The sequence below is a fragment of the Streptomyces roseochromogenus subsp. oscitans DS 12.976 genome (assembly GCF_000497445.1).
Taxonomy (GTDB): Bacteria; Actinomycetota; Actinomycetes; order Streptomycetales; family Streptomycetaceae; genus Streptomyces; species Streptomyces oscitans.
Genome location: NZ_CM002285.1, coordinates 3,103,187 through 3,115,507, shown reverse-complemented (window position 1 = coordinate 3,115,507; position 12,321 = coordinate 3,103,187). Strand labels below are relative to the sequence as shown.

Below are 12,321 nucleotides of genomic sequence, written 5' to 3'. Positions count from 1 at the left end.
CCACGGAGTGGCGCAGCCTGGGGCGGCGGCACCAGAACGGAAGAGAGGCCCATGTCACCGCGCGGAGTGGCGACGCCGGACGTACGCGAGCGGTTGTTCGCGGCGGCCGAGCGCGTCGTGGAGAAAGACGGGCCCGGCGCGCTCACCAGCCGGGCCATCACCACCGAGGCGGGCTGCTCCAAGGGGCTGTTGCACGCGCACTTCGCGGGGCTCGACGAGTTCGTGGCCGAGCTCTGCCTCGACCGGTTCGCACGGGTGGCGGCGAAGGCGCAGGCACTGTCGCAGCTCGCCGGGCAGGGCACAGTGGCGCGGAACCTCACCACCATCGCCCTCGCGCTGTTCGACTCCGTCAGCCCGGCCCTCTCAGGCCTCGCAATGAGCCGAACCACCACCACGCTGCGCATCCGCGAGGCCCTGGAAGGCGGGGCGCCCGGCTTCACCGCGATCCAGGAGGCCATCACCGCCTATCTGACGGCCGAACAGAGGCTCGGTCGGGTGGCGGGGACCGTCGACCCGGGCACTGTAGCCCTTGCCATCGTCGGCACCGCCCACCACCTCCTGATGACCAGCTGGCCGGGCACACCTGACCCACGGCCGCCCATGACGCGCCTAGTGGCCACGCTGGTGGACGGCTGAGGACTGTCGGGTTGGTCCTCATCGGAGCCATAGCCGGATCGCGGCGAGGGTGACGGTGCCGCGAAAGACATACTCTCGCTTGTCGCACCTGGTCGCCACGGTCCGCGACTCCTTGGGGGCATTCACGGTCCGTTCGAATTCGTTCCTGCGCTTGTAGAGCGACTTGTCGGAGCGGGTGGGCCGACCGCCTCGGCTGCCCCGGTACTGCCGGTTGGCCCGCTGGTTCCTCGGTTCGGGGACGGCGTGCTCAATCTGGCGCCTGCGTAGGTGGACGACGGATGCGACGGGATAGAAAGATCGCCCCGCCCCACACCAGCCGGAACGACCCTGCCGGTCGTCGGTCACATGACCCAGCGGACAGGCCCTAGCCCGGGCGGTCGACTCCATACGGACAGCCGAGACAAGAGACGGCAACCGGGCGGAGGGCTCGCACCGTGGCTCGATCGGGCGTCAAGGGCAGTCAAGACCGTCCGCGACATACCGCGTAGCCGCCCAGGGAAGGTTCCAGCAGGCCGAAGACCTCCTGGGCCGAGCGGGTCACGGCAGCGGTGATCTCCTGGTTGCTCCGGCCTGCCAGAGTGAGGTCCATGACCTGCTGGAACAGGACGCGGTGGGCGGTGGCGAGCAGAGCCGCGGCGGCCCGGGGAACGAGATCGCCGCCGCTGGATGCGGTCTCGGCGGCAAGCGCCCGGGCGAGGGCCTCCTCGCGCAGGTCGTGCAGCTCGCGCAGCCGAGCGGTCAGGGTGGGACTGTCGGTGACCATCCGGGCGAACTCGGCCCCGGAGAATCCGGCCACCGCGTCGTGCCGCTCCAGCGCGGCCAGGAAATCCCGGCGTAGCGCCGCCAGGGCCGACTCGCTCTCGGCCCGGCAGGTGACGGCGCGCGCAAGGCCGGCGGTGAAGGTCCCGTGGTAGTCGAGGGCGAGGTCTTCCTTGCGGGGGAAGTAGTTGGTGACGGTCATCTCGGCCACCCGGGCCGCAGCCGCGATCTCTGCGATGGTCACCGCCTCGAGGCAATGCTGACGGGCGAGCCCCTCCCCGCCACAACTACCTTCCTCCGACGCCTGGCAGACTTCATCGACGGAGGTCCCGCACCGCGTCGTGGGCCATCTTGAAGCCAGCAACGCTTGAAGCCAGCAACGCCTGGAGCCAGCCTCCAGCTTCTCCAGACGAGCCCGTCCACCGCAGGCAATACAACTGTGCACCCCGCCACTTGGAGCGGGTGCACATCACAGGCGAGGCCTTTCCAACACGCTGTCAGCCCAGGGACTGCTGTTCGGCTCTGGCGCGGGTGGTGGCGAGGCGGTAGGAGTCGGGATGGCGTCGAACACCGGCTTGTAGGGGTCCAGCCGCGTCGCCCGCGGCCTCATCTTCTTCCGAGGCTCCGGCAAAGCCGAGATCAGAGCCCTCTGTACCGTCTCGTAGCCGGCGCCGTACTTCCGCATGAGCGCGCGCGTCGACATGCCGGTGCTGGCATCACGGCGGATCGCCGCGTACAGATCGGCCTTGGACTTCGGCAGCACCCCGGCCCCCTCGTCGTGCAGAGCACAACCAGGGTCCCGAAGCAAGCACTGAGGTGTTCCCAAAACTCAGCAGCATCACTCGCACGTGGAACAAGGCGTTCACGCCGCTGAGTAACAGACGTTCTCGAAACTCACCTACAAAGCCAGTCAGCCACCGATCGGGCCTCGGGCAGCCCCTCGGTCAGACCCGTCAGCCTCCGACCGGAGCCGGGTCAGGCCTCCGTCGGACCGCGATCAGACCCCGTCCAGGCCTCCGACCGGACCTCGGTCAGACCGCGATCGGCCCTCGGGCGGACGGCGATCGGACCTCGGGCAGCCCCGGTCACACCTTCGGTGCCCCAAGGATCGCGGCGATGTGGGCCGCCGCCGTCGACAGGTGGCGGCGGGCGTCGCGGAGTTGGTCCTGGGTTACTCCGTGGTCGCGGGCCGCGTCGCGGATGTCGTCGCGGAAGCGGTCCAGGAGGCGGTCCAGGTCGCGGGTCGGGTCGCCGGTGGGGTCCTCGTGCGCCCAGGAAGGTTCGTACTCGGCGGGGAAGTCCTCCGGAGGGGAGACGTAGTGCGGGTCCGAGGGGGTGGCCGTGGGCTTGGGGGCCGGCTCCTCGGGGGTGCGGGGGGAGGTGTTCCAGCTCTTGCCGAAGTCGCCCAGTTCCCTGGCCAGTTCGGACAAGCCCTCGCGCACACCCGTCGGCCAGTCGCCCTGGGCGAAGTGGTCCTGGACGCGGTCCTGTACCTGGCGGGCGATGCGCTGCATCTCCTCCTGCGCCTGAGCCCGTGCCCGCGACTGCGCCTCCTGGGCCTGGCGGCGGGCCCGCTGGGCCTCCTCGCGGGCCCGGCGGCTCTCGTCCTTGGCGCGGCGGGCCTGTTCCTTCCACTCCTGCTTGACCCGGCGCATCTCCTCCTTCGCGGCCCGCCAGGCATCCTTGTCGGTCATGTCGCCGTACTCCGCGAAGGGGCCCGCCGCGCCGGCGTCCGTCTTCGTGGTCCGGCGGGCCTCGGACGCGGCCGCGCGCATCTCACGGCGCAGATCGCCGGCCGCGCCGCGCACGTCGGCCTTTATCTCGGCGGCCAGTTCCGCGACCGACTCGCGGATCTCCAGCTCCAGGTCGGCCAACTCGCCGCTGCGGTCGGCCAGTTCGGCCCGGCCCGCGTCCGTGATGGCGTACACCTTGCGGCCGCCCTCCGTAGTGTGCCGGACCAGGCCCTCCGCCTCCAGCTTGGCCAGCCGGGGGTAGACCGTGCCCGCCGAGGGGGCGTACAGCCCCTGGAAGCGCTCCTCGAGGAGCCTGATCACCTCGTAGCCGTGGCGCGGGGCCTCGTCGAGCAGCTTGAGCAGATACAGGCGCAGGCGCCCGTGGGCGAAGACGGGGGGCATGTCAGAGCACCTTCTTGTCGTTCGGGCCAGCCGTGTCGGTCGTGCCAGCGGTTTCGTCGGACTGGCCGGCGGCCGGGTTATCGGTGTCGGGGGCGGCACCGGGGGTCTGCAAGGGCTCCGTGGGCCGGGTGGGCTCGGGCTCCCACGGGGTGCCCGGCTCGTCCTCGCGCGGCGGGCGGCGCAGCAGGGCGATCGAGCCGGAGACCGTGGTGGCGCGGAGCCGGCCCGTGCCCGCGCCGAGGCGGCCGGTGATCTTGTGGGCGCCCCACTGGCCGTGCACCCGCAGTCCGTCGAAGGCGTTGGAGATCGTGCCGCTCGCGGTGTTCGCCTCCACCTCGGCGTCAGCCGGTTGGGGCAGGCGGATGGCGATCTCGCCGGAGACGCTGGTGAGGCTGACCTCCGTGGGGCCGTCCGGGTCCAGGTCGACGATCATGGAGCCGCTGACGGAGTCGGCCCGGACGGAGCGGCCGGAGCCGTCGACCACCGTCAGGTCGCCCGAGACCGACTTGAACCGCAGGTCGCCGGTGACGGCCTGGGCCTCCAGGTTCCCGGACACGGTGTCCGCGTGGACGGGGCCCGAGACGCCGACCAGGGTCGTGTCGCCGGTGACCCCCTTGACCATCGCGGGGCCGCGGATGCCGGAGACGACCGCGCCGGCGCCGACCACGCCGACCTCGACGCGGGTGTCGGCGGGGACGGCCAGGGAGACCACGGCGCTGCGGCGCCAGCCCTTGCGGTCGAGCCACTTCAGGAAGCCCTTCCAGGGCAGGTCCTCGTAGGCCACGGTGAGGGTGTCGCCCTGCTGGGTGATCACCAGGGGCGGGCCATCGATCTCCGAGATTTCCAGGCGGGCGGAACCTTCGTCCGTGCCCACCACGTTCACCGTTCCGTTGACGATGCGGACCTGGAGGTCGCTCACGCGGGTGTCAAAGGTCAGTTTCCGGGGCTCGGTGACGGACCACTCGGGCATGGGGATCTCCTCGGGCTGGCACGGCCGCGACGCGCCATATCGCGTCCTCTGTGAAACACGATATATCGTGGCTCCCGGAAGTCAAGGCACCCTTTCGTGTGAGAAGGCCGGCGGAAGGTCGGCGTACGATCCCGCACCTCCCGTGTCCGGGAGACGGCCTACCCTGAGGGAGTAGGCCCGTCCCCATCAGGAGTGAGAGTTGTACTTCACCGACCGTGGCATCGAGGAACTGGAGAAGCGGCGCGGCGAGGAGGAGGTCACCTTCGAGTGGCTCGCCGAGCAGCTGCGGACGTTCGTCGATCTCAACCCGGACTTCGAGGTGCCGGTGGAGCGGCTGGCGACCTGGCTGGCGCGGCTGGACGACGAGGACGACGAGTAGGCCCGGCGCGGAGTGACGAAAAGGCCCGGCGCGGAGTGACGAGTAGGCCGGGCGCATAGTCCTGCAACCATCCTGGGTATTAGCCTCGTCACTGTCCAAGTGGGTGCCGCCCGGGGCCGGTTGACCTGGCGGCTCGGGCTCTGCGGGGGGAGCGGAATGAGTCACATCCAGGACATCGAGCTGCCGGACGGCACGGTGGTCACCGCCCGGATCGGCGCGGGGGAGGCCTACGGCGACCAGGAGGACGTCGGCTTCACCGAGGCCGCCGTCGCCAAGGTCGAACAGCTCCAGGAACTGATCAGGGCCGTCGGCGGCACCGTGCTCGACGCCGCCCGCGCGGCCAAGCCGCACGAGGCCTCCATCAGCTTCGGCGTGGAACTGACCGCCAAGGAGGGCCTGGCCGTCGCCGTGCTCGCGCGCGGGGAGGCCAAGGCGTCCCTGGAGGTCACCCTCACCTGGCAGTTCGACCGGGGGACCGCGGGGGAGGGCGAGGACAGAGCGGTGGGCGCATGAGCGAGCGCGACGACCGTCTCTTCGACCTCGTCCGGGCCGCCACGGTCCATCTGCTTCCCGCCGACGGGAAAGACGGCTCCTTATGGGGCAGCGGTTTCTTCGTCGCGCCCGGCTGGGTGCTCACCGCCGCCCATGTGCTGCGCCCGCACCTCGCCGCGGACCGCCGGGCCGCGTTCCGGGTGCGCGGCGAGGGTGTCGACATCGAGGCCCGCCTCGCCGAGTGGCTGCTCAGCGACCCGCGCAACCCCAAGGTGCCGCTGGCCGAGGACCTGGCCCTGGTCCGGCTGACCGACGCGTGCCCGCACGAGTGCGTGTGGCTCACCGACCGGGCCGTCCGCCACTCAGGCGCCCTCAAGGCCTGCGGCTACTTCCCGGTGCCGCCCGAGGCCCACTTCCGCATCGTGGACGCGGAGATCAACGGTCACGAGGACACGTACGGGCTGATCATCAAGCCCGACGTCGACTTCCCGAGCGGTATGTCGGGCGGCCCGCTGCTCGACCCCGAGACGGGTGCGGTCGTAGGACTCATCAAGTCGCGGCGCACGACGAGGGACGGCACCCCGACGGAGGGCGGCAAGGCCGTGGCGATCGCCGCGCTGCGCCGGTTCGGGGAGACGTACCGCGAGGTCATGGCCGCGCACGACCGCTGGCACGGCGAGGAGCCGGTCTCGGAGACCGGGGACAACTGGATCGACCTCCAGTGCGGCCCGGCGGCCGATCCGGGTGCGATCTGGACGCCCCGCGACCGCCGCAAGGCGCTCGCCCTGCTCGCCGCTCTGCCGCAGCCGCCCGACGAGCCCACCGTCAAGCTCATCGCCAAGGAGGCCCGCAGCGGCAATCAGTGGCCCGGCGGCACCCCCGAACTGCGCACCTGGCGCGATGGCCACGGCCTGCTCTACGAGGGCACCGCCCCGCTCGACCCGCTCGCCTTCCTGCGCTACCTCAGGCTCGTCGGAGCGCACGCCTGCGCCCGGAACGCCGGCAGCCCCCTGCTCACCGGCTGGATCGAGGAGCGCCTGCGCCGCGACACCCGCCGCTACCTGCACGCCTACGTGCGCGATGTCACCCTCCCCGACGAGCTGAAGCCGCCACCCGAGGATCACGGCCCTGAGCGCGTCGTGATCTCCTACCCCGGCCCCGGCGAGGGCCCCGTCGTGGCCCTGCTGCTCGACCCGGTGATCGGCGCGCACCCCGTCCGGTTCTTCTGGCAGATCTGGTACGACGACGGAGACGGCCTGCCCGAGGTGCACGAGACGGACTCCTCGGTGCGCGGATACCGGCCCGACGAACTCGTCCAGGCACTCCGTGTCCCCCTCGGCGGACTGCTGGAGTCCAAGGACCGGGAGGGCCACCCCGTACCGCTCGAAGTCGCGCTGCCCGCCGAGCACCTGGACACCGCCGTGCACCGGTGGCGGTTCGCGGACATCGCCGCGCTGTACGACCCCGGGCATCTGGGGGCGCGCCGCCGCCTGGTGCTGCGCGCCCTCGAGCGCCGGGGAGATCCGGACAACCTCTGGCTCGACCGCTGGCACGGCATGACGACCGGGCACCGCTTCCAGGGCTGGCGCATGCCGCCGCCGGGCGCCGCGGATCCCTCCGGCTACCGCGGGGCCGGACGCGACCGCATCCCCGTGATGTGCCGTCCGGCCGGACAAGGCCCCGGGCGGGTCGCCATGAAACACGCGCTGAACAGCGGCCACGCCGTCGCGCTGTGGCACATCGGCCCGCACCCGGAGCGCGGCGCCTGCCTGCCGGAGTGCGACTCGCTGCACGCGCGCGTGGAGAAGTTCCTCGAAACGCTCGGTTCGCTGGCCGAACTCCCCGACCGGCTGCGGCTCGTCCGGCAGGACATCAGCGAGCAGCGCCCCGACAGCGCCTGGGCCGAACCGCTCGCCCTGCTCTACGACGACCCGCGCCGGCCCCTGCCGGGTGAGGAGACCGAACCGGTGGACGCGCCGTGAACATCGCCGAAGGCTGGCCGAAATCAACCGTGTATCCCGGCTGCCGCGGGTATGTTCCCAGGGGCCCGTTGCGGGCGCACTACGCCCCCGTCGGCCAGGACGTGGACCACCACCGACCGTCGGCGAGGAGCACAGCATGAGCGAGTGGTTCGTCTACCAGGGCATCGGGCAACCGGATCCGGCCAGGATCGACGCGCTGCCGGAACCGCCGCCCTGGCGGAAGTTCGACGCCCCGCCCGTCGACTACGACGTCCCGGAGCTCGACTCGGCCACCCATCGCAGGCTCGGCGAGCGCACCGTCCCGCTGCCCGTGCAGGACCCCGATGCCCTCGAACTCGTCAACGCGGCCCTGTACTTGAGGCGCCCCCTGCTCGTCACCGGGGAGCCCGGCGTCGGCAAGTCCACGCTCGCCCACTCCGTCGCCTACGAACTCGCCCTCGGCCGCGTCCTGGAGTGGCCGATCGTCAGCCGCAGCGAACTGCGCGACGGCCTCTACACCTACGACGCCATCGGCCGCCTCCAGGACGCCCAGCTCCCCGGCGAGGCCGCCGCCCAGGACATCGGCCGGTACATCAAGCTGGGCCCGCTCGGCACCGCGCTGCTCGCCGCCGACAGGCCCCGGGTGCTGCTCATCGACGAACTCGACAAGAGCGACATCGACCTGCCGAACGACCTGCTGAACGTCCTGGAGGAGGGCCGCTTCGCCATCCCCGAGCTGCAGCGCATTGCCGACCGCACCCCCGAGGTGCGGGTCCTCACCGACGACGGCCGACGCGTCACGGTGACGGACGGTCAGGTCCACTGCCGCTCCTTCCCGTTCGTCATCATGACCAGCAACCGCGAGCGCGAGTTCCCCGCCGCCCTGCTGCGCCGCTGCATCCCGCTCGACCTGAAGGCCCCGCGCGACGAGCGCCTCGCCGCCCTCGTCCAGGCACATTTCGGCGAGGGCGCCTACGACACGAACCGCGATCTCGTCGACCGGTTCACCCAGGCCGAGGCGGACGGCGCGCTGCGCCCCACCGACCAGCTTCTCAACGCCATCTTCCTCGCCCAGCACGCCGCCCGCGAGGCCGGCCAGCGGCGCGAGGAGGTCTCGGAGCTGCTGATGCAGCCCCTCGACCGAGGACCGCGCTAGCCCATGACCTCCCGCGCTCCCGACAGTCCGGCGAGCGCCGTGAGCCCGGTGCTCACGGCGCTGGTCGCGCGTATGCGGGACGCAGGGATCGCGCCCGCGGTCGAGGAGCTGGCGGACGCGCTGTGGCTGGCGCAGTGGCTTCCGGCGCCCGCGGGACAACCCGACCGGCCCGGCCTCGATCCCCCCTCCGGCCCGGAACCGCCCGGGGTCCACGGCACGCCGCTCCCGCGCCCACCGCGGTCCCTGCCCCTGCCCGCCGAGGGCGACGAGCCCCGGCAGCCCGACAACGCCCGCCTGTTCGTCCCGGCCCCGGGCGGCGACGACGGCACCGGAACCCGGATGACCCCGGTCCGCGTCCCCGCCGCACCCGCCCTGCCCGAACCCCTCGCCCTGCAGCGAGGACTCCGGCCCCTGCAGCGCTACCGCGCGCCCGTACGACCGGTTCCGCGCACCCTCGACGAGCAGGCCACCGCCGAACGCGCCGCCGAGTCCGGGCTCGTCCTGCCCGTCCTGCGCACCGACCGGCGCCGGGAGGCCCGCCTGCTGCTCCTGATGGACGTCTCCACCTCGACGGCCGTCTGGCAGCAGGCCCTGGACGAACTGCGCCAGGTCTGCGCCCGCGCCGGCGCCTTCCGCGAGGTGCAGGTGCGCTATCTGCACGAGGCGCCCGGCGGACTGCCCGGCTGCGCGGCCACCCCGGAGCCGGGCGCCGTGCTCTACGCACCGGAGCAGCTCAGCGATCCGACGGGGCGGCGGGTCACGCTTGTCCTCAGCGACTGCGCCGGGCCCATGTGGCGCAGCGGCCGGGTGCAGCGGCTGCTGCACCGCTGGGCGGCCACGGCACCCGTGGCCGTCGTACAGCCGTTGCCGCAGCGGATGTGGCTGCGGACTCATCTGCCCGCGCGGCGCGGGTTGTTGCAGCGGCGTGAGGGGCCTGCGGGGTCGCTGCGGTTCCTGCCCGACCGGGGGGCGGCCGAGGCCGGGGCGCTGCCGGTGCCGGTGCTGGCGCTGCGCCGGGAGTCGGTGGAGGGCTGGGCGCGGCTGGTGTCCGGCGCCACAGGGCAGTCGCTGGCCGCCGCGGCCGGGTGGGTTCGGGCCGATCATCCGGCGTCCGGGGCACCCGTGCGGGCGGCGGAGGAGCGCAGCGGCGAGGAGCGGGTACGGGCATTCTGGCGGCAGGCGTCCTCCGAGGCGCGGCGACTGGCGGTGTATCTGTCGGCGGTACCGCTGTATCTGCCGGTGATGCAGCTCGTCCAGCATGCGATGCTGGCCGGGAGCGGCCCGGACGTCCTCTCCGAGGTGCTGCTGAGCGGGCTGCTCGGGCGGCGGGAGGACGCGGACGATCTGCGGGCCGTGCGCTACGACTTCCTGCCGGGGGTCGCTTCCGAGCTGCGGTCACGGCTGTCCGTCGAGGAGGCGGAGCTGCTCTTCAAGCACTGCTCCGAGTACGTGGAAAGGAAGTTCGGGCGAAGCGCCCGGAACTTCCCCGCGCTGGCCGGGGCGTTCCTGCGGGGAGCGGTGCCGCCGGACGGGGAGTTGCCGGCGGACCCCGGGGAGCGGGAACCGGCAGGGCTACGGGCGTTCGCCGAGGTCTCGGCGGCGGTGCTGCGGGATCTGGGCGCGCGGCTGCCGCCGGTGCCGGTGGCCGCGGCGGCCGGGCAGCTGCCCGGGGAACTGCTGGAGCTGGGGCGGCGGGCGCTGGACCAGTTCTATGAGCACGGCCTCACCCGCGAACTCGACACGGCGGTCGGCTACTTCGGGGTGGTGGCGACCGACGCCCGCTCGGACACGGAGCGGGCCTCGGCGCAGGAGGACCTGGCCGAGGCGCTGCTGGCCCGGTGGGGGGCGCGGCGCGTGGGGGACGACCTCAGGGATGCGTGGGAGGCGGTCGAGCACACTTCGTCCGTCTCCGGGCGACTCGTCCGGGGACTGGTGTGCTGGGTGCAGGCACGGGAAGTGCGGCACGCGGGGGTCGACTTCGACGGTATTCCGGAGAGCCTGCGGGAGTGGGCCCGGCAGGAGCCGCGGCGAGCCGATGAGCGAGCCCTGCGCGTGCTGTTGTACGTGGCTGAAGCGAGCCTTGTGGCGGGCCTGGACTCCAGGGACGACGCGTTGCTGGAGCGCCTCGGAGTCGCTGGGGAGGCGTTGACAGGTGTGCGGCGGGCCATGGCGGAGCTGGGGCCGGACGAGGGGATCGACGCCGAGTACTGGTACGTCCGTCACCTGGAGCGGGCCATCGAGGCGGTGGAACGATGGCCAGGTATGGACCCGTTTGTTCTACGGGGGCAGTTGTTGCTGGACGTGGCCCGGCAGTACGCGGGGAAGGGGCCGGTCGCCAGGTCCGCCCCCGACCGCCGGCGTGCCGAGTACTGCGCCGCGCGGGCCGGTGACGACCTCGTCCACGCGGCCGGCGCCGACACCCCCCTGCCGGACGCGGTGCGCTGCCGGATCTGGCTGGACGCGGCGGCCGCCATCGAGATCGAGCAGCCCCCACGCGAGGACGGCCGGGAACGGCGGACGATGCTGTACGCGGTGGACGAGGCCTTGCAGGCCGCGGGCGACGACAAGGAGCTCAGGTTCGAGTGCTACGCATGGGCCGCGGGGATCTATCGCGACCGCTACGACCACTCTGGCGACCTGACCCAGCTGGACCGCGCCGTCGACGCGTGGTCGCAGGCCGGATCGCTGCTCGACATGGACGACCCCCGACGGCCGGAGACGGCAGACGACCTCGGTCGTGCCCTGTTCGAGCGGTTCGGACAGGCGGAGGTGCCGGATGACCTCGCCCGGGCCGTCCTCGTGATGCGCCGCGCGGTCGAGCAGTCCCTGCCCGACGATCCCCGGCTGCCCGTGCGGCGCCGGAGTCTGGCCGACGCGTACATCACGCGCTACCGCAAGACCGGAGTACTGACCGAGCTGTACGAGGCCGACTGGCTGCTCGGCGAGGCCGTGCGCGGTTCCGACGACCCGGTGCACCTCACCCTGTGCTGGAACAGCCGCGCGAACCTGTCCCTGGAGCTGTACGAGCGCAACGAGGCGATCGCACACCTGCACACGGCGATCGACTGCTTCAGCAAGGCGGTCGCACACGCCGAGGAGGCGGGCGACGACGCGCTGGTGGCCGAGGCACTCAGAGGGCGTGCCCGGGCACGGGAGCGGCAGGGCAGACCCGCCACGGCCCGGAGCGACTACGAACGTGCCCGACGTCTGACCGACCCCGCGAGTACCGGCGACATCCACCAGCGCCCCTCCCGCCTGTCCCCCGAAACGGCCGACGAGTGACCCTCCCCATCGACGACACCCACATACCGCTCCCCGAGATCGACCCGCCCGACCACACCGACCATCCGGTGCTGGCCGCGATCCTCGCCGAACTCCGGGCAAGGGAGGGGGAGTCCACCGTCGTCGCCCACTACGAGGACGCGCCATGAGGACCCACCCGGCATGGCCGTACGACACCTTGGACACCCGCGCCCACGAGCCCGTGCCGTTCCGGCAGTTCGTGCTGAAGGTGCACGGCCGCTGCAACCTCGACTGCACCTACTGCTACCTCTACCAGGGCCCCGACCACGGCTGGCGCGACCGCCCGCGGAGCACCGACGCCCACACCATGCGCCGCACGGCACAGCGCGTCGCCGAGCATGTCCGCACCCACCGCCTCGACGCCATCCGCATCGAACTCCACGGCGGCGAACCCCTCCTCACCGGCCCCGCCCCGGTCCTCGCCTATGCCGAAGCCGTACGCGAAGCCGTCGACTGCCAGGTCACCGCCACGGTCCAGACGAACGGCACGCGGCTGACGCGCAGAACCCTCGACCGCCTCGCCGACGCCG

Annotated in this window: 12 protein-coding genes and 1 pseudogene; 8 read left to right on the top strand and 5 right to left on the bottom strand. The window is 72.4% G+C overall.

Annotation, left to right across the window (positions count from 1 at the left end):
- Window positions 1-51: 51 nt before the first annotated feature.
- Window positions 52-636, top strand: coding sequence for a TetR/AcrR family transcriptional regulator (locus M878_RS63110; protein ID WP_031224879.1), 585 nt, complete (start codon window positions 52-54; stop codon window positions 634-636).
- An 18-nt stretch (window positions 637-654) separates the two neighbouring features.
- Here M878_RS63110 and M878_RS94195 read toward each other — a convergent pair.
- The 5 genes and pseudogenes from M878_RS94195 to M878_RS63090 all read right to left on the bottom strand — a co-directional run.
- A pseudogene (locus M878_RS94195) lies at window positions 655-909 on the bottom strand (IS5/IS1182 family transposase); the annotation flags it as partial.
- A gap of 187 nt (window positions 910-1,096) precedes the next feature.
- A complete protein-coding gene (locus M878_RS63105; protein ID WP_280923663.1) occupies window positions 1,097-1,840 on the bottom strand; it encodes a TetR family transcriptional regulator in 744 nt (247 codons plus the stop codon).
- Between the two features lie 24 nt (window positions 1,841-1,864).
- A complete protein-coding gene (locus M878_RS63100; protein WP_023546830.1) occupies window positions 1,865-2,158 on the bottom strand; it encodes a hypothetical protein in 294 nt (97 codons plus the stop codon).
- A gap of 322 nt (window positions 2,159-2,480) precedes the next feature.
- Window positions 2,481-3,530: a PadR family transcriptional regulator gene (locus tag M878_RS63095; protein ID WP_023546829.1), complete on the bottom strand. Its 1,050-nt coding sequence runs from the start codon at window positions 3,528-3,530 to the stop codon at window positions 2,481-2,483.
- A 1-nt stretch (window position 3,531) separates the two neighbouring features.
- Window positions 3,532-4,500: a DUF4097 family beta strand repeat-containing protein gene (locus M878_RS63090; protein WP_023546828.1), complete on the bottom strand. Its 969-nt coding sequence runs from the start codon at window positions 4,498-4,500 to the stop codon at window positions 3,532-3,534.
- Window positions 4,501-4,699: 199 nt separating this feature from the next.
- On the opposite strand from M878_RS63090, the gene M878_RS63085 reads away from it, so the two are divergent.
- The 7 genes from M878_RS63085 to M878_RS47785 form a co-directional block, all read left to right on the top strand.
- Entirely contained in the window at window positions 4,700-4,879 is a 180-nt protein-coding gene (locus tag M878_RS63085; RefSeq protein ID WP_003992906.1) for a DUF6104 family protein, read from the top strand.
- A gap of 156 nt (window positions 4,880-5,035) precedes the next feature.
- Window positions 5,036-5,392 (top strand): CU044_2847 family protein, encoded by a 357-nt coding sequence (locus M878_RS63080; protein WP_023546827.1) that lies wholly within the window; start codon window positions 5,036-5,038, stop codon window positions 5,390-5,392.
- Entirely contained in the window at window positions 5,389-7,353 is a 1,965-nt protein-coding gene (locus M878_RS63075) for a VMAP-C domain-containing protein (RefSeq protein ID WP_023546826.1), read from the top strand. Before M878_RS63080 ends, M878_RS63075 begins: the two co-directional genes overlap by 4 nt.
- 136 nt (window positions 7,354-7,489) lie before the next feature.
- On the top strand, window positions 7,490-8,488 hold the full coding sequence (locus tag M878_RS63070; protein WP_023546825.1) for an AAA family ATPase: 999 nt from the start codon (window positions 7,490-7,492) through the stop codon (window positions 8,486-8,488).
- A 3-nt stretch (window positions 8,489-8,491) separates the two neighbouring features.
- The gene (locus tag M878_RS47790) at window positions 8,492-11,770 is read left to right on the top strand and encodes a tetratricopeptide repeat protein (RefSeq protein ID WP_023546824.1); all 3,279 of its coding nucleotides are present in this window, start codon (window positions 8,492-8,494) and stop codon (window positions 11,768-11,770) included.
- Window positions 11,767-11,919 (top strand): hypothetical protein, encoded by a 153-nt coding sequence (locus M878_RS97485; RefSeq protein ID WP_023546823.1) that lies wholly within the window; start codon window positions 11,767-11,769, stop codon window positions 11,917-11,919. The genes M878_RS47790 and M878_RS97485 overlap by 4 nt, the downstream gene beginning before the upstream one ends.
- Window positions 11,916-12,321, top strand: a 406-nt coding sequence (locus tag M878_RS47785) for a radical SAM protein (RefSeq protein WP_031224870.1), incomplete at its 3' end; no start/stop codon positions are given. The genes M878_RS97485 and M878_RS47785, both read left to right, overlap by 4 nt.